This is a genomic window from Parabacteroides sp. HGS0025, assembly GCF_000969845.1.
GTDB lineage: Bacteria > Bacteroidota > Bacteroidia > Bacteroidales > Tannerellaceae > Parabacteroides > Parabacteroides gordonii.
Window position 1 is genome coordinate 1,464,480 of the sequence record NZ_KQ033903.1, and the last position, 18,367, is coordinate 1,482,846.

The 18,367-nt window shown below is 46.8% G+C and carries 14 protein-coding genes; 9 read left to right on the plus strand and 5 right to left on the minus strand.

Annotation, left to right across the window (positions count from 1 at the left end):
• Positions 1-85: 85 nt before the first annotated feature.
• The gene (locus HMPREF1212_RS22420) at positions 86-2,743 is read left to right on the plus strand and encodes a transglutaminase-like domain-containing protein (protein ID WP_046151153.1); all 2,658 of its coding nucleotides are present in this window, start codon (positions 86-88) and stop codon (positions 2,741-2,743) included.
• An 83-nt stretch (positions 2,744-2,826) separates the two neighbouring features.
• On the opposite strand, the gene HMPREF1212_RS22425 is transcribed toward HMPREF1212_RS22420, so the two are convergent.
• Entirely contained in the window at positions 2,827-3,714 is an 888-nt protein-coding gene (locus HMPREF1212_RS22425) for an Rpn family recombination-promoting nuclease/putative transposase (protein ID WP_046151154.1), read from the minus strand.
• Positions 3,715-4,332: 618 nt separating this feature from the next.
• On the opposite strand from HMPREF1212_RS22425, the gene HMPREF1212_RS22430 reads away from it, so the two are divergent.
• From HMPREF1212_RS22430 to HMPREF1212_RS22450, 6 genes are all read left to right on the plus strand, one after another.
• The gene (locus HMPREF1212_RS22430) at positions 4,333-8,697 is read left to right on the plus strand and encodes a DUF6383 domain-containing protein (RefSeq protein WP_046151155.1); all 4,365 of its coding nucleotides are present in this window, start codon (positions 4,333-4,335) and stop codon (positions 8,695-8,697) included.
• Between the two features lie 305 nt (positions 8,698-9,002).
• Complete coding sequence (locus HMPREF1212_RS22435) at positions 9,003-9,353, plus strand: hypothetical protein (protein ID WP_046151156.1); 351 nt, start codon at positions 9,003-9,005, stop codon at positions 9,351-9,353.
• Between the two features lie 233 nt (positions 9,354-9,586).
• Complete coding sequence (locus tag HMPREF1212_RS22440; RefSeq protein ID WP_198293295.1) at positions 9,587-9,862, plus strand: hypothetical protein; 276 nt, start codon at positions 9,587-9,589, stop codon at positions 9,860-9,862.
• 257 nt (positions 9,863-10,119) lie between these two features.
• Positions 10,120-10,257: an Rpn family recombination-promoting nuclease/putative transposase gene (locus HMPREF1212_RS27425; RefSeq protein WP_232430184.1), complete on the plus strand. Its 138-nt coding sequence runs from the start codon at positions 10,120-10,122 to the stop codon at positions 10,255-10,257.
• Positions 10,229-10,582: a hypothetical protein gene (locus tag HMPREF1212_RS22445; RefSeq protein WP_046151158.1), complete on the plus strand. Its 354-nt coding sequence runs from the start codon at positions 10,229-10,231 to the stop codon at positions 10,580-10,582. The genes HMPREF1212_RS27425 and HMPREF1212_RS22445 overlap by 29 nt, the downstream gene beginning before the upstream one ends.
• Before the next feature lie 203 nt (positions 10,583-10,785).
• Positions 10,786-11,241 carry an HU family DNA-binding protein gene (locus HMPREF1212_RS22450; protein WP_028730269.1) on the plus strand — a complete coding sequence of 152 codons (456 nt, stop codon included), beginning with the start codon at positions 10,786-10,788 and terminating at the stop codon, positions 11,239-11,241.
• Between the two features lie 7 nt (positions 11,242-11,248).
• Here the strand turns inward: HMPREF1212_RS22450 and HMPREF1212_RS22455 are convergent, their stop codons facing one another.
• Positions 11,249-11,473 (minus strand): DUF4248 domain-containing protein, encoded by a 225-nt coding sequence (locus HMPREF1212_RS22455; protein WP_028730270.1) that lies wholly within the window; start codon positions 11,471-11,473, stop codon positions 11,249-11,251.
• An 83-nt stretch (positions 11,474-11,556) separates the two neighbouring features.
• On the opposite strand from HMPREF1212_RS22455, the gene HMPREF1212_RS22460 reads away from it, so the two are divergent.
• Both HMPREF1212_RS22460 and HMPREF1212_RS22465 read left to right on the plus strand, forming a co-directional pair.
• Positions 11,557-12,048: a glucosaminidase domain-containing protein gene (locus tag HMPREF1212_RS22460; protein WP_028730271.1), complete on the plus strand. Its 492-nt coding sequence runs from the start codon at positions 11,557-11,559 to the stop codon at positions 12,046-12,048.
• Positions 12,049-12,084: 36 nt separating this feature from the next.
• Positions 12,085-12,282 carry a hypothetical protein gene (locus tag HMPREF1212_RS22465; RefSeq protein WP_122146420.1) on the plus strand — a complete coding sequence of 66 codons (198 nt, stop codon included), beginning with the start codon at positions 12,085-12,087 and terminating at the stop codon, positions 12,280-12,282.
• Positions 12,283-12,289: 7 nt separating this feature from the next.
• Here HMPREF1212_RS22465 and HMPREF1212_RS22470 read toward each other — a convergent pair whose 3' ends face one another.
• The 3 genes from HMPREF1212_RS22470 to gldN all read right to left on the minus strand — a co-directional run bounded on the left by HMPREF1212_RS22470 (position 12,290) and on the right by gldN (position 18,332).
• Positions 12,290-15,205 (minus strand): FimB/Mfa2 family fimbrial subunit, encoded by a 2,916-nt coding sequence (locus HMPREF1212_RS22470; RefSeq protein WP_157317110.1) that lies wholly within the window; start codon positions 15,203-15,205, stop codon positions 12,290-12,292.
• Between the two features lie 14 nt (positions 15,206-15,219).
• Complete coding sequence (locus HMPREF1212_RS22475) at positions 15,220-16,887, minus strand: hypothetical protein (protein ID WP_046151161.1); 1,668 nt, start codon at positions 16,885-16,887, stop codon at positions 15,220-15,222.
• 353 nt (positions 16,888-17,240) lie between these two features.
• Positions 17,241-18,332 carry a type IX secretion system ring subunit PorN/GldN gene (gene gldN / locus HMPREF1212_RS22480; RefSeq protein ID WP_046151162.1) on the minus strand — a complete coding sequence of 364 codons (1,092 nt, stop codon included), beginning with the start codon at positions 18,330-18,332 and terminating at the stop codon, positions 17,241-17,243.
• Positions 18,333-18,367 lie beyond the last annotated feature (35 nt).

Sequence of the window (18,367 nt, forward strand, 5' to 3'; positions counted from 1 at the left end):
TCCGTAAAAACATCCTCTTCCTTTCGTATAGACTTGTATCTTATCGTTTTATTCACTACTTTTGGCACACATACATAATCACTCTATGAACAAAAAACATCTATTCACATTGCTGTGCACCCTTCTTTTATGTGCAGCATGCAGCAAGCAGCAACACTTCATCTCTGACAATGCATTCAGAGCGGAAGTAGAGAAAGATTTCCAGGCCAAACAGGTTGCCCTGCCTGACGGAGATCTGTTCGCAGTTTTCAATCAGGAAATGACGCCGCAGGAGAAAGAGGCATTGACCTTCCTTTACGCCTACATGCCGATCGGCGACATTACCGATTATGACGGGAAACTCTATCTGGATAACATCCGCAGTTCTTTCAAGGCGAAACAGGAAATGCCCTGGGGCGACAGTATCCCTGAAGACATCTTCCGTCACTTCGTCCTGCCGATCCGCGTGAACAACGAGAACCTGGACGAAAGCCGTATGGTCTTCTTCGACGAACTGAAAGACCGTGTAAAAGGCCTGTCCTTGTACGATGCCGTGCTGGAAGTAAACCACTGGTGTCATGAGAAAGTAATCTATACCCCTTCCGATGCCCGTACCAGCTCGCCGCTGGCCTCTGTAAAGACAGCTTACGGACGTTGCGGTGAAGAGTCTACCTTTACGGTGGCCGCACTCCGCTCGGTAGGTATCCCCGCCCGCCAGGTATATACCCCGCGCTGGGCACACACCGACGACAACCATGCTTGGGTGGAAGCCTGGGTCAATGGGAAATGGATGTTCCTGGGCGCTTGCGAACCGGAACCGATCCTGAACCTGGGATGGTTTAACGGCCCTGCTTACCGTGGCATGCTGATGCACACCAAGGTATTCGGCAAATACAACGGCCCCGAAGAAGTCATGCTCGAAACAGACGGTTACACCGAGATTAATGTGATCGACAACTACGCACCGACAGGCAAAGCCATCGTAACCGTAGTGGATGCCGACGGCAAGCCCGTTCCCGATGCCAGCGTTGAATTCAAGATATACAACTATGCCGAGTTCTATACCGTAGCCAATAAGAAGACCGATGCCGAAGGAAAGACCTTCCTGACAGCCGGTAAAGGCGATATGTTCGTCTGGGCTACCAAAGACGGCAAGTTCGGTTTCGACAAAGTATCTTTCGGTAAAGGCGATGTAACGATCAAGTTGGATAAGAAGCCGGGTGACGCCATCGAAGCAGTCGCTCTGGATGTTATCCCGCCGGTAGACGGTTCCATCCCTGCTGAAGTAACTCCCGAACAGAAGGAAACCAATGCGAAACGCCTGTTGGAAGAAGACGCTATCCGTAATAAATACGTAGCTACCTTCTATACCGAAGAGAAAGCGGAAGCCCTGGCAAAAGAGCTGGGTATCGACCCGTTGAAAACGTCCGACTTCCTGATCGGCAGCCGTGGCAACTGGATGGAGATCGAGAAGTTCCTGCGCGAAACTCCGTCCGACAAACGTCCGGTAGCAATGGCTTTGCTGGATGTAATCTCTGCGAAAGATCTTCGCGATACACCTGCTTCTGTACTGGCCGACCATCTGAACAATACGGAAGTGGTTAACTCGGATCAGTTCAACAGATATATCCTGAACCCGCGTGTAGCCAACGAATTCCTGTCTCCTTACCGTAGCTATTTCATTGCCAACATAGATCCCGAACTGGCCAAACAGGCTCAGGCAGATCCGATGGCACTGGTTGACTGGGTGAAGAAGAATATCACGATCAAGAACGAACTCAACTCGCAGCGTATCCCTGTTATGCCGATGGGCGTATTCAAATCGCGTGTGGCTGATACCGGATCACGCGACATCTTCTTTATCGCTGTGGCACGTAGCCTGGGTATCCCTGCCCGTATCGAGCCGGTAGCCCGCAAGGTGCAGTTTATGAAAGACGGCCGGTGGATGGATGTAGACTTCGAAGCAGCCGTTCAGACTACAGCCAAGCAAGGTAAGGTTACAGCTACTTACGCTCCGATCAAGGCATTGCAGGATCCGAAATATTACAGCCATTTCACGATCGCCAAGATCCTTCCGGATGCTAAGTTGCAGACGCTGAACTTCCGCAGTGCAAGTACCGATATGGGTGTAGGTACCACCTGGAGCAGCTTGTTGAAGAAACCGCAGGCTATCGACGAAGGTAACTATATGATGGTGACCGGAACCCGTATGGCAAACGGCAGCGTACTGGCCGAAGTATCGTTCTTCAACATAGAGCCGGATAAGACAACCAATATCAAACTGGAGATGCGTGAGAACCTCGAAGAAGTGCAGGTGATCGGTAACTTCAACTCCGAGAATAAGTTCAAACGTGCCGATAACGGCGAAGAAACCAGCGTACTGGCAACAACCGGCCGTGGTTACTTCGTAGTGGCTATCCTCGGTGCCCGTCAGGAACCGACCAACCACGCTATGCGCGACATCGCCGCCGTGAAGAAAGACCTCGAAGCATGGGGACGCAGCATGGTGCTTCTTTTCCCGGATGAAAAGGGTTACAACAGCTTCGATCCGAAAGAGTTCGGCGAACTGCCCGGCACCATCACTTACGGTATCGATGCAGACAACCATATCCAGAAGGAGATCGCATCGGCCATGAAGCTGCAGAATGCAAGCCAGCTGCCGATCTTCATCATCGCCGATACCTTCAACCGCGTCGTATTCGTATCCCAGGGATACACGATCGGCCTGGGTGAACAGTTGATGAAGGTGATACATAAGTTGTAAGATCTGGCAAGAACAGAAACAAAATCAGCCGGGGTGTTATATCAAGATACCCCGGCTGATTTAATATATTATGCAGTTATAAATTACAATTCGTCAATCTCTTTCACCGACAATCCGGTACACTGAGCGATCGTTTCAATATTAATTCCCTGTTTTTTAAAGTTCGCAGCAATGAGACGTTGTTCTTCTGCCTTGCCTTTCTCCAGACCTTTCTCCAAGCCTTCTATTTTGCCTTTCTCTAATCCTTTCTTCAAACCCTTCTCTTCAGCTTCTTCTACAGCATATTCCAGCGTAGCACGCCAGTCGCGGTAAATCTTTAGATTCTCCTCATAGACGGCACGTTCGTGATCGGTCATTGCTTCTAATTTCGATACATCGAGCAGACGCTTGAAGGCATCATTTTTCTCCTTGAACGGAGACATATCAAATAAATTCATATTCTTCAATATAAAAATCGTGTTTTCAAGAGGCGTCTTACACTCCTCTTCACTTAAATTGAACAGGTCGAACGACAGATAGATCTGCTTCAACTTGACCTCGCCAAATGTTTTACCCGTTGCCTCGTTCGCCAAAACCACATCCGTGCGCCAACTTTGAAACTCAGGCATGCTGAAGTTCAACAGGTAGATACCATACACCGGAAGCAGGCTGTACTTCCAGTCATCACCGGTCCTTCCCTGACGGGAGACCATTTTACAAAGATAATAGAATCCGCGGTTAAAGAAATAACGTTGCGGGCAATTCTGCATCTCCAAAATAAATTTACTTCCGTCCACATCTTCGCAAAGGAGATCGAAGATCACCGTGCGCTGTTCTACTACTTCCGGTTGGATTTCTTTATCGAGATAAGTCAGGTCTTTCACCCGGTGCTCGCCTTCGAGGGCGGCATTGATAAAGTCGATGGCTACTTGCTTTACTCCGAATACGGTTTTAAAAGCGCTATCCAGCATGATATTAACGTACTTTTCCATATGTCAATGGTTTTAATGGTCTGTTACCCACTAGCGGGTAATGGGACAAAGATAGTTGTTTTTTATTTATATCAAAAGATGAAGCTGCTTTTTTCATGGCTTCAAAGAGAATGAGCATGTGAAGTTTAGAGACTCTTTCCCCAGCAATAAGAAATATTTGGGAAAATCACTCCAAATACCCCCTTTTAACAATCCCCGGCAAAAACCCGAAATAATGCCCATTGAAACACAGGCTATTATGAAACGCGCGCGGGTACATATTTATATAAATAGGGGTAATCGAATACGGGGTATGATCTATTGAATAATAAAGGATAGATACCGAAAAAGGACTGACTAGATAAATCGTTCCTTTTTTTTAGTCATACAAAGGTACCGCTTAATTTTGAATGTGCAATCCTTTTAAGAATTATTTTATCTGATCTATGTGCTTTCTTATCAACCGGATAGCAAAATATGTATGAAATTGCCCCTTTTCCACACGAAAGCAAAAAGCCTCTGAAAAAATTACTAGAAAAAAGGAACGTTTTGGCTAGTCATTTAACAATTGACAACACTAAGGCATCCTCTACGAACAGGCTTTTTAGAAACACTATTATTAATATTAAATTAAAGATTATGAACAAAAAGTTTTCTACGTTGGTAGCCGTCCTTCTGGCGGCTGGTGTATTCTCGACGGTAGATGCAAAGGTCGTAACGATTAAAAAGGGGGCTACGCCTACAGGTACGTCGTTGGCGATTGGTACAGACTTTTCTGCTGCTACTGCTGTTTTGTCCGGACAACAGACTGTAGGAACAGGAGTTGCTGATTTTTCATCAACTACGACATCTAGGAATTTTGCACAAGCTTCACACTGGAAGTGGGTAGACAATGGTGGCGGTAAATCCCTAGCTTTGCTAAATGAAAATGGTGATGCTGTTGCTTATGTGAAAGCAGGTATCGCTACTTCTGCTGTTTTATTAACAGAAAATATCGAAGACGCAGCTTTACTGGAAGTTTCGAGTGCTAAGTTGAAGATAAAAAGTGCAGAAGTAGGTTTGAAGGTGGCTAATAATTCTGTTACATGGGAGGAAATGGAAAGTGCTACTGCCTTGTCTGTTTATACAGCTGATGCCAGCGGTGTAGCCTTGGCAGATTTTAATGAGAGTGCTGCGTTTGCACTTGCTCAGGGAACTGCAAGCGCTAATTTGAATGCTGAATCATTCATTGTAATCGCTGAATACTCTCCTATCTCGTATGAACTGAAGAAGGAAGATGGTAAAGAATTAAATGCAGATTTCAGTTTATTCTGGACAGTAGAAGCAGTAAGTGCAACTGATGCTGCAGAAGGTTTCTATCTGAAAGCTAATCAGAGTGGCACGGCTTGGAATGGCTACTATATCTGTGCTGCTACTGGCTCTGGTGACGCTTTGTCATTGCAGGCAACAAAAGATGTTGCCGGAAAAGAAGCTGTTGCTTTCAAATATGCAGAAAATGGTGAATTGGTTAGAGTTGATGATAGTAAGGAGCTTAATTTAGAAAGTTTAACTGCTTTAGCAGGTAGTGATGGGTTTGATACTAACGCTCTTGACATCGCTTTCTGGCAAGCTGAAATACCCGATGCAGATAAGCCTGCTATCCCTGGTGATGGAGACATTTCTATTGCAGAAGATGGTAAGACAGTAAATGTTGATGCTAGCACAAAAGAAATTAAAACTCCTATTTATCTGCAGATTGCTGGAAAGTATCTGGTAGTTAAAGATGGTGCCGTTGAAGAAACAACTGTTGCTCCTACAGCAAAAACAGCAGAAGCCTATTCATGGATATTTGAGAACAATAGATATACATCTTTGGCAGCATCCAGAGCTGAAAAGAAGGCTGCTAATCTGACATTATCGGCTGTAGGAGAAAAGACTAAAGCTGCAACACCTACTTGGGTATTGTCTGAAAATGGTTCTTCTTTCTCTTTCACTAGTGAGCAAACTCCTGCTTTGATAGTAGAAGGTAAAGAGGGCTCTCAGAAGTATAGCTCTGTGGCTAACACATTATCTCAGATTACAAATCCTGCTACAGAAACCGTTTTAGGTCAGGCATTGGTATCTAGCATTGATGCTGATACTTATTATTTGTTGTCTGCAGGTGATGAAGCAACAGGTTTTGTAAGCTTTGATGGAACAACTTTATCCGCAAAAACAGACGATAAAACTTCAGATAACGTTCTTTGGAAAGTAACTGAAACTGCTATCGGTACAAGTGGCGCTTGCTCTTATCAATTCAAGAATAAGGCAGGTAAATATCTGACATTGGGTGGTAGCGAATTGTTTACTGTTCAGAGTGATGGTAAATATAACGAAGGTTTTGTATTGGTTACTAAGGCAGGTGAAGTTGTAAAATCTAGCAGTGGTGTTCCTTCTACTTCTACTGGTGATGCTGTAACCTGGGGTCTTTACGAAGCCGCTCCTAAAGCATATACCGCTGCCGAACTGAACAAGTTTGAAGGTGCAGGTTTCAGCCTGACTATCGATACAAAGAAAGATGCGAAAGCAACTATCAAGGGTGCCGATATGTTTGCAGGTAAACTGATGGCTACAGGTGACGCTAATTACCGTCTGCAAACTGCTGATGGCAAGTATATCGTATTATTGCAGGATAAAGCTGAAAACCCAACATGGGGTAAAGGCGACTTGGATGGAAAACATACTTATACCAGAGGTTACAAGTTTGCAACTGTGAACAAAGCTACTGATATTACAGATGGTAAACACCTGTCTTACTTCCGTATCTCTCACGCGGCCGGTTCAGACAGCAAAGACCTGATCGTTGAAGTGATGAATGGTGCTGCTACTGGTGCAACAGCCTTTGGCCGTTTGTATATCGCTGAAGTAAACGGCGAATATATGTTGACAACAACTGATGGTAAAGCTACAAATGATGTCTATCCGTACGTAGTTGCCGGTAACGGTAACGCCATTACGCTGAAAGCATTGGTTCAAGGTGGCCGTTTCGTTAATATCTCTTATGTAAACAGCAAGAAGGTAACTGGCGATGGTGGTAACCTGGATCGTTTCGGTAAAGTATATACCGTAGGTTTGAATGACGACGGAAAGACTATGGAAGTCGGTTATGCTAAGTTGGGTACAGAAGTATTAGCTTCTTCTCCTGAAACTCAGTGGGCTATCTCCGGTGCAGACGGTGGAATTATCTTCGCTAACCGTGAACAGCCGACAGTTAAAACAGAAGCATTGGCTCTGTATGCTACTGCTATTCCGGATGTATATTCTATCGAGAAGGTAAATACAGCAAATGGTGTTACTTTCCGTGACACTATCCGTTTGACATACGTAGAAAATACGAAGAAGTTCGACGGCTTCATGTTCGCTAAGGAAAACCAGTTGCGCAACCAGCGTTACAACCTGAGTGCCGTTAATAAGATCAACGAAGTAACTCAGCAGATGTATTGGGCTGAAAACACAGGTACTCATAAGATCGGTTTGGATGGCGACAGCGAAAACGCAAGCAAGTGGAAACTTTCTTTCGACAAGAAAGATCTTGTAGTGGATGATGTAACTACCAAAGATGCTTTGATCGACACAGTTCTTGTAATCAGCAATGTAAGCATTATCAAAGACAATAAGGTTGTAACAGTTCCTGATACATTGGCTATCCTGCCGTATATCTTCCAGAATGCTGCAAACAGCGAATATGTGAGGTTCAACGACAAGTCTATGGAAGACGGTAAGTTCTATATCTGCGACAAAGATAAAGATATAGATGCTGCTACTCGTTTCGCATTGAAGATGCGTCCGGACAGTACTTATCATTTCGTAACATTGAATACAGAACGTAACTCTAACAATGCAAAAGTTGAAGATTACAAAAATCCGTTCACAGATAAACTGTATGGCGACCGTATCAATAACTGGTTAGGCAACGCAAGCAACTATTCAGTGGCTAAGGGTAACGACCTGATGGCTGTCACTCCGCTCGATGTTCCTGAATACCGTCAGGTAGCCTTCGGTGATACGATCCGTATCTATCGCGAAGAAAACGACTCACAGGTAATGTACGAAAAACGTGATGCAAGCGTATTGGTAGAAGGCCAGGCTCCTAGCTTCCTGAATATCGATAACGTAAATCAGTTCAAGAACATCAATCCGGCTATCTTCGTAGATACCGCTTATGTAGACCGTGAAGCAGGCGAAAACACTCGTTACCAGTATCTGTTGGCTGTGAATGTAGAAGAAAAGACTGACGCTGTATGTCCGCTTAACCCGGAACATAACACTCAGGCTTGGAGAGACGAACACAACAACGGCAAACCGTGTCCGGATGCAGTGAAGAGTCATTACCTGAAAGGTCGCTTCCTGATCAACCTGATGGATACAGCTAATGTATACGAAGCAAAACAGTTGCATAGCAAGAACCCGTATATCGACAGAAACGAAGCAGGCGAACCATGTGCTAAGTTGGCATTCGTAGAAGGTTACCACCTGAACGATACCTTGTTTATCCAACGCGGTAACGGTGAATACGTAAAACTTAGATTAGATGATGCAAACTTCAATATCGCTAAGTTCGCATTCCATTATGATAACTATGCAGAAGGTACATTCAAGATCCAGACTCAGATCAAGAACTGGAAAGACGGTGACCTGGATGTAGAAGATGATGTAAACAATGACGGTTATCTGAAATGGATCAACGGTACAGTAGTAGTCGCTCAGGATTATAAAGCAGGTGACGTATTCAACTTGAACGAAGACGAAACTCGCATCCCGACAGCTAACGAAGGTATCAACGCTTCTGAAGTATCAGTAATTGCTAAGGAAGGTGCAGTTATCATCAACGGTGCAGCCGGTAAGAAAGTTACTATCAGCAACGTTCTTGGTCAGACAATCGCTAACACAGTTCTTTCTTCCGACAACGCTACCCTCTCTGCTCCTGCAGGTATCGTAGTAGTAGCCGTAGAAGGTGAAGCAGCTGTAAAAGCAATCGTAAAATAAAACAGTAGAGACGCACGGTTGTGCGTCTCTCTCTAACGATAATAATCAATAAATTTAAATTTGACTGCGCGGTTGTTTTCTCTATGCATTTTTAATCAATCAACTAATTACCCCGTGAGGGCGAACAAGCAGTCGTATTAATACTAAAGTAATGAAATAAAGTTCTTCTGTTCGATCTCTGTGAAGAGCAAAAACAGACAAAAACAAGCCCCGGGGGATTCGTTCTCCGGGGCTTCGTCTAATGGTACATAATTTAAAACATTCAGTAACATGAAAAAAAACAACAATCTTTCGCATCCCTATCATTGGATGCTCTGTTTGCTGAGATAACCGGGCTGCGCACGATGCGCGAGCGGGATGGGCATCTGTCCCGTAGTAAAGAACATAAGCTGGCGGCCTATAAGGCCAGCCTGCGCGACCGTCTGGGAGCCAGTGTGATCTTTCCCGAAGATCGGGTAACGATATCGGCTAAAAATCATAAGGCCGTGGCCTTTGCCGTAAAAGACATTGCCCTGCGGCTACGGGAATGCTCGGAGCGTAAACGCGACGGGCAGCTCTATTATCTGATGTACGATATCTTTACCTTCAAAGCCAGCCCCGCAGCTGTGAAACGCTTTTACTATATGGGGCTGGAAGACCGTGAAGTAGGAAAATAAGTATTCTTATCCCCCTGCCTTTTGCATCCCCCTGTTGCACGCTCCCGGCTTTACGTCCGAAGAGATAGGTCAGGGCTTATCCTCTGTCTATGAGTGGAATAAGGGTGAGTGTGCCGTTTCCCTCGCAACGTTTAGGACACAAAAGGACAAAAAGGACACGGGCACTTTTTCGGGCGAGGACTGCGCCGCAACACTCCTTTTCTTCCCGGGGATATCACTGACCACGTGCCGCCTTGTCGATCGTCGATGTCTGCCTCGAACACAGCCGCCTGCTGATGACGCAACTGGAGGAGTCTTCTCCCGTTCCCGAGCTGACCTGTCCCGATTATTTCCGGAAGATATTCGAACAGCTACCGGAGCAGTTCACCCTTTCCGACCTTTATGCATTGACCCAGGCCGCGCAGATAAACGATCGTACCGTACGCCGCCATCTCTCCCGTCTGGAACCGCAGTACATCACCCGCCTGTCGGCAGGCGTTTACAGCAAAAAGACTCCACCGGCCGCCTGAAAAAAGTGCCGGTGTCCTTTTTGTCCTTTTGTGTCCTTTCTGCTTGTTTCTCTCTGTTTTACAGTGTTTTACCTTTTAGGGTAGCGTGCAACACCCTATATCGCAGGAGGGGGTACCCTTTAGGGGGACGGGGGATAGGTTATAGGGTAGAAAAACTTAGATTAAATCCTTCAATATTCAATAGGAGAAATCAAAAAAAGTAATATCTTTGCCTCGTAGCCTGTTAGTAGGTTGCACAACCAATAAAATCCTTAGTTATGGGAAAATTTTTGAATCCCTTTACCGATGTCGGCTTCAAGAAGCTATTCGGCCAGGAAGTGAACAAAGAGTTGCTAATCGAGTTTCTGAACGATCTATTTAAAGCATATGGAAACATTAGAAAGAATGCCCTTTGAAGCCAGGAAAGCTGTCTTCAAGAAATTATTGGAAGTAGCGAATGTGGAGAATATGACTCCCGAGGAACGCTATTGCTATGATGAGTCGCTGAAAGCTTACCGCGATTACTATAATACGATCGCTTCGGCTGAACGTATCAGTAGAGAGAAGGGGCAAGCTGAAGGAGAAGCTAAAGGGAAGGCTGAAGGTAAAGCTGAGGGTAAAGCCGAAGGATTGACCGAAGGATTACTCCTAGTAGCATCCAATATGAAAAAGAAAGGTATCGACCTGACTTCCATTATTGAATGTACCGGATTAGATGAAGAGACTGTAAACGCGTTGTAAAACTGTTAGTAAGAAAATAGTAATCATATAATATAACAAGCCCGGCCTATAAATGGCCGGGCTTGTTTGTTTTTCCTCCTTCTTCCCCATCTTTCCACTCTCTCCTTCTCTTTCCGTTGCTTTCCGCTGGCCGGGCGGGGGTGGTTGTATCTTTGTTATGTGATTAATAAACAAGGTGTTTTACTCAAAAAAACTAAATGATTATGCCAGCAAAGTACACATTAGTGTTGCGCAAGGACATGCGCAAAGGGGCTGCGGAAGACAGCAAGTTATATTATGCCAATGCGAAAGCGGCGGGAACCTGCGGGATGTATGAATTGTGCGATCTGATCTCGCTGTCGTCTACCGCTTCGCCGGGCGATGTGCGGTTGATCCTCGACTCGCTGATCGAGGTGATGAAGCGCAGTTTGGGGAAAGGGGAAGTCGTACAGGTGGGCGAACTGGGTAATTTCCAGTTGCAGTTCGGCAGTACCGGTACGGCGACGAAGAAGGAATTCAACCAGGCGTTGATCAAAAGCAAGCGTATCGTGTTCCGTCCCGGTAAGGTGTTGCGCGACTCGATCAGCAATTATTCCTTTGAAAAGATACCCGAACCGTCCGACACCACAGGAGGCAACGAAGGCGGCGGTGGCGAAGACGACCGCCCGGTGATCGAGTAACCGCCCCTCAGGGCTCGCCCAGGTGATGGACGATATAGTCTTTTTGCCTGGGCGTAAGGAACTTCTTACGGGGATGCCATCCGGAGGCTTCCAGTTGGTCGACGAGCTTGTCGCTTACGCGAACCCATTTCAGCAGTTGCATCGTAGCACTTTTCTGAGAAATATTCGGGAAATATTGCAGGGCAAGCTCGCCCCATCCCCATACTCTGTTTTGATTGAATGAATTTTCCATAATGCTTGTTATTGAAGCTTTGTATAACTGTAAATTTACTAATAATCAGGCATATATGCAAACATTAAACACTTAAATTACGTATGAAAAAAGATCAACAAGTGCAGTATCTGCAAACCTGTCTGTCGGCAGCCGAGAAGGCAGGTTACACGTATGACATGAACCCGGTAATGATCCTGGCACAGGGTGCCCTGGAAAGTGGCTGGGGTACTTCCTTCCTGGCCAGGGAACATCGTAACTACTTCGGCATTATGGGGTATGGCGCATCGAATGGCTATTGGCACGGTGAGAGGGCCAGGATAGAGGGGGCGAACGGGGTACATTATTTCCGTCGTTATGGCGGGGCGGAATTCTCTTTCCTGGATTTTGCCCGGCTGATCCGCAGCGGTTATCATCGTGCCTGGAGTTTCAGCCGCCAGCCGGAAGCCTATGCCAAGGAGATTGCCTACAGCCCTTATATCAGCGAACAGAACGGGGATAACCGCGAGCAATATCGCCGCAGCCTGGTTGCCGTCTACGAGCAGATCGTTACATTAAAGGATATGTACGATTGGATGCGGGGCAGGGCGGCATAACCGGAAATAATTATGAACTATAAAACAACGACTACAATGAACAAACTAAGACAAATCCTGCAATTTATCAGGGCCCTGCTGGGCTTTTTGTTGGGCCTTAAAAAGAAGGAGACAACAGAGAAAGAAGAGAAAGTGGCTCTGCCGGACAATCAGCCGGTGGTGGCTCGTGTGTTACCCGGTGATACTCCCTGCTGTTATGTACAGCAGGGAGTATGGGTGGTAAAGATGATCTGAGTATCGCTTAATCCCTGACGCAACGGATGGAAGCGGCATTCAATGATGTGGTAGATATGCTACCCGGTTTCCATCTGTTGTGTTCTTGCGCCCATACATTGGTATTTCCTGTATTCTGAAACGGTGCCGAAGCAGAAGACGTCCAGTAATAACCGGTTTCTCCGGGATAATACAGCAATCCCATTTCCTGATTGGGGCTTCTTCTTCCTGCTGAAGGCAGGAAGATAGAGGCCTTGTTATTCGGGTTAAAGATAACCACCCCTGGATACGCTACCTGTGCCGTGCTTGAAGCAACGCTATAACGGCTTGCTGATGTTGTACCGTCCACCTGCCTCTTGATCGGGCGGCGGTCGAAATAACCGTCGGCATAAAGGCCGTAGCGCTGTTTCAGGTTCTTTTCATCTTCCACGTTTTCGAGATAGGTCGGAGAAGAGTTGTAGCGTTGTACTATCCTGTTCGGGTATGTGTCGAGCGGCCCTGTCCATTCACCGATATCTCCTGCTACAGGATTGGCCCACATCGATTGCCGCCATTCCGAATATTGTATTTGATCCTTATGGTCGGTCGGTGTTGTCTGGTTCCCCAGGTAATCGCATTGGAACATAAAAACGTTGGAATCGTTAACCCGGTTGAAGTTGGGATAAAGCCCGTTGTAACTCACCTGATTGGTATATCCGTCCGATGGGAGATGGTATCCCTCCGGGCACAGTTCGTAGTTAGCCTTCATATTCCATGTCACCCCGTCTCCGGTGCCGTTATCCCAGATCGGGCGCGGGTATTCCTCTTCGCTCCAGTCGCTTCCCAGGTTAGTCGCGTCCGGGTAGGCCGGATTGTAAGCCCGGCGGGGATTTACAGGCGAGTACCATTGGAACAGGCTGCCGGCTTGCGACGGATACTCCACGAATTTGGCACCTTTCACCGAAAGGTCGTAATATATGTTTGTCCTGTTACTTGCATTCAGGAACTGGTTGGCCGTCAGGTTAAAGTTGGAAACCTTCCTTGCCATGTTACGGGTTTGCGACGCTAAAGGGCCTTGTCCTATACCGTCTTCCGGGCGCATGACGTAATCGTCGGCTTCCCCCTGTCTGACGTAGATGCGGTCTCCCGGTTCCCATCCGTCATTACCATATTCGTGCTTCACAAATATGGTGGCATATCTGGGCTTCTTTAAGCTACCTTGTCCTGACGCATCCGAAGTATTTGCCGTCTTCCAGCCCACCCGGAAATAGATTCGGCCTCTTCCTTTGATATACGTACCTCCTTCATTTTGATAACTGTTAGGGACAACAGGATATTTTTCAGGATCGCCGGGCGAGTCTGTTCCGACCTTTGGATCGAAGCTGGGGGTAGTGCTTATAATTACCTGATCCTCTCCGTCTTCTACCCAGGCTTCCCATTTCGCCAGCCTGCTGGTACTTCCGATCCTTCCTTTTTGTCCGGTAATGATTCGTTCGCCGGTTTCGTTGTCGCGGGAGAATACACCTACATAGGGATATTCCCAGGTCATGTGTCCGAAGCGGCGACCTTGTTGTTTGGTTCGGACGGTAATTTCCCGTTGCAGCTTGCCTCCATACAGATCTTCTCCCGAAAGGATCAGGCGGAATGTCTGTTCGCCCGGATCGTTATATTCGTCGAGCAATATATCCATGTAGCCGTGTCCTGTCTTCAGGCCCTTGTCGTAGGTGTACGAGAAGCGGGAGGTTTTGTATTCTACATAAGTACCGTAATCTGTTATATCTCCGTCTTTGAGCGGCAGATCATTAAATGTTTCATCTGTCAACCTGCTTGTCGTACCGGAAGTGCCGACATACACGTCTGGCAATACATGTACCTTCGCCAGATTGGAAGAGAAGGTGATCCGCGCCCCGTTGAAATCGGTTATGTCGGCTTCTACCTGCGAGACATTCAGCTGGCGGTCTTGTACCTGCCAGTCTCCTTCTCTTTCTCCCCAGTTGGAGACGGTGATATTCAGGTCGAATGGAAGTTTGACCGATGCCTGCACCAGCAACGCCGCATCACGGGGAAGGGTATAATTATCTTTCTCCGCGCCGTCGACTCCTGCCGTATGTATTTTCAGTTTGGCGGCGGGATCGTAGAGGCTTTCTAAATTAACGCTGAATACCACCGCCTTGTCTTCTTCGTCTGTCGGCGAGAAATTACTGAAAGGGAGGATGAAGCGGGTCATTTGCTGCACCCATACTACGCCCCTGGCCGTTTGTTCGGAGGTGGGTGCAACTTGTTGAAAATAATCCTCGTCGACAGTAAATGTACGGGTGACGTTCCTGGCGGCAGAGCTGTTGTCGCCGGAAAGTAACGGCACTTCGGCAGGGATATTACCGAATGTCACACCTTTGAAATCGTCCGACAGGTTTTCGTTGGCTTCCAATTGGATGTCGATACGGGTGGCCAGCCGGCTTAGTTTAAGTTCCAGCGGATTGTGTGTCACATCGTCTACCTTCGATTGGCCTTCGTTGCCGAGCACTTCCACCTCTTTTATTTCCTGGCTCATCGGGATCTCGTTCAAAGAGTTGACCACCGAAGCCGGATAAGAGATGTTTTTCAGGTCGGAATAGGTCATTATCCCGTTTAAGGGGGAGGTGGTTTCCAGATACGGCTCGTTGGCCAGAAAGATAAAATTGTATGTCCCTTTGGGGATCTCATGCTTGATGATATCGTATTTTTTTGCCTCGTATCTTTTGTTGCTGACACATACACCCATTGCATCGAATCCCAGGATACGAAGATTTACGATCTTATCGTCGAGCTCCGCATTTTCCGGGTAATTAGAACGGAAAAGCGTGTTGCTTTTGATAAACAAATGGGCTATTCCGCTTGTTTGCTTTTGCTCGAACTCCTCGGAGCAGGACACAAAAGAGACGATACAGCCGAGAAGCAGTAATATAAAATGTAAGTTTCTATTCATTAGTGCATTTATAATTATAATACAGTGATATGTACTTTTATTCGTTGTTCTGCTGTCAAGTATTCTGTAATCTTTTTACTCATCGATACGTACGCATCGCCTTCGCCGCTCCCGTTGACATGCAGGTCGATCAATCCGTTGTCGACCGTAATCCGGTGGGGATCGTTGCGAACCGGTTCCCCTCCGGGCGAAAGTTGAAGCCAATTGCTCGGATAGGGCGTGTTGCTGTCTATCATCGGGTAATTTTCGATATAGGCCGATGTGTATTTGCCGACATCCGGAGTAAAGTTGCTGATCACGGTTCCGGTGCTTACGGGAGCATAGCGTCGGACGGTGATAATCTTTTGCAGGCTTCCGAGATGGATTTCGATCTCACCCTCGGTAAACCCGTTGGTGACTTTTATCTTGACATCATACGGGGTAGTGCTCGAAAGAGGAATCAGCCCGTCCGACGGAGCGACGATCTCCAGACCTGTAGTCAGGGATCTGACCGTCCTCTTATCCGGGAAAGGCGTTTTGCAGTCGGTCACCATCGTAAATGCCGTATATTCGGTTGCACCGTTTTGCGGTGCATAGAGCTCGTAATGCGAGTTGGTTACGCCGAGGTAGTAATCGTTGTTCGTCTGTATCTCATACCCAGAGTTGTCTTGTATGAGTACCTCGTAGTTCAGTCTCGTATTCGAGGCGAGTGATTTCTTTACATCCTCTATTGTGGCATATCCGTATCCTTCCACGGAGGTAATGGTAAATTCGTATAAATAATTGCGTTCCACATCGAGCCTTTCGCCGTTAGCTACCAGCCCCATCTTGTAATAAGACTCCTGTCCTCTGTATTCCCCCCTGATGATCAGGTAGGTGTCGTTGTCGGCATCATCATAAGCCGATTCATACAGGTAGAGCGGGTTGTTTGCCGTACTGTTCGATTCGGCTTGTATGAAGTCGGGACTATAGGACGCGCTGCTGCGGTATTCTATCAGGTTCGTATTCGCATAAGTGAGCGAACTGTTCCAGTTATATAACCTTGACTGTTTCGATGTATTGACAACGGCTGTGATACCCAGCAGTGTAAAATAGGGGGATGTGCTCGACACAACGATTTTGGCTGCAACACGTTTCAGCTCGACAGTCGGTATCGGGATGCCGACATCGATGCCGGAAACATTGACCAGGGCATTCATACTTAGTTTCTCACCAACGAAAGGTGCAGTAGTCTGCGGATTGCCCAGAGGTTCCGTTAATATCTTTTCGCTGGCATATTGAAGACTGCGGACAGGATCCTTCAATGCCGCATTAAATCCATCTTCGCTGTAATCGTAGGCTGTGCTTCCGATATAGAACTTATCCTGGGGGTTGGCCAGCATCAATAACTGGCAGGGGCCTGTCTGTTTATCCAGATAAACGTACGACTTGCCGTTGTTGTATTCCGCCTTGGCTGCCTCCGCGAATGTCGCGTTGCCGTCAGAACCGGTAAATACCAGAACCCAAGGAGTTTGATCGAGTGCATTTTCGTTCGCACCTGCACGGGTGATAGGTAATCCGTAAGAACTTGATTTTGTGTAAAGTTCGAATTGGATTTTGTTATTAGAAGGAGGTGAATTATCTTTCAACTCTTCTCCGGTTGTACATGCCTGGAATAGTAAGGACAGTAATCCGATAATATATAATATATATGCCTTCGCCATTCTTTTTAATAATAAACAAATATGACTTTCCTTTTGTTTGCTTTTACTGGTTCGGGGGGATTATGTTGTATCTTGGGGTGCCAATTGCAAACGAAACAGGAAAATTACATACTTATGTTCTACGTCTTTAGCCTGACGTATTGATAAAATAAAGTTCATGCTTTTGCAAAGGTAGCGATTCTTAGTGGAATAAGAGATAGGTATTTAGTTAATTTTTGAAAGCGCCCCGATTGGGGACTAGAGGATGGTTTTCCGTATGTGCTATCTCCTGCAAAAAAAATAACAGTGAATAACAACCGGCGGCTATTCACTGTTATTATCCCGACTAGCGGGTATTATCTTTCAGTTTCCTTTTATCTTCTGCGACGTACGCTACGTACCGGAGATGATTTCTGGGCTTTCGGAGCTTTTGTCTTGACTGTCTTTTCTTTGGTTTCCTTGACAGCCTTCTCGGTGGTGGCACCTTGCTGTCCGCGAGCCGATTTCTTAGCCTTCTTAGCCACTTTCGGGTCTTCTACCTGGGTTGTGTCAGGCTGGAACCAGAGAGCCTTTTCAAAGGCAACCAACTGGCCTTCGATGCGATCCTGTTCCCTCTTCATCGAGTCGGGAGTCGGGCAATAAGCCTGCAACGGCTGGTTCATCAGGTTCTGTGTCTTGATGATATCTCCTTCAAACATACGGCGGCGGAAATAGTCGTCGAGCGTAAAGGTCATAGCGTTGTTGATGTTGGACGTCATGATAAACGCTGTATTGATATACGGACGGATACTTTCGTAAGGGATCCAGAACATCGGCATGGTTACTTCGCCCACATCACCCGAAGAGGTCATGATCGGGCAGATAGCCAGTGTCTTTACATCGAATACCGAATTATTCTGGTCGAAATACCAGGCTTCCTTTACATAATAGGAGCGGACGCTTTCGGAAGGTATGTCGCTTTCGTTGATCACGAAAGTGCTGCCTTCAGTCCCTCTGCCAGGCACTTCCTCGTAGTAGATGCCGAAACGGTCGAGCATCTCTTTCAGGTTGACCTTGCTGCCCTCGCTGAAATCTTCGTAACCGTCTTCATACTGGTATGCATCGATCTTGCCTTCGCTGATCAGACTGAAGATGATGGAGAAAAGGTTCATCTGCCCGTTCATCGGAGTGACCGGATAATACAGGGGAGCGTTCTTTTCCTTCATCAGGTCTATCTGACGGTACATGACACGCATCCAGCGGGCGTTGCCCACTTCCTGTGTCATACGCTCGTTCATATCCTGTGCCCGCACGGTCAGTTCGGGTATACCGGTGTCTTTCTTATCATTTGCCCGTTCTCCGCGGGTGGCCTGCGGGCTTCTTCTTGCCCGTTGCTGGGTGTTTCCTGCTTCTTCCTGTGCCTGTATGGCGGTCGCTGTGAAGAACAGGGCGCTTGCAATTGCCAGTATGTAATAAAAACGTTTCATATTTTATATTCTTAGTTTGAGGGCGGTTCGCGAAC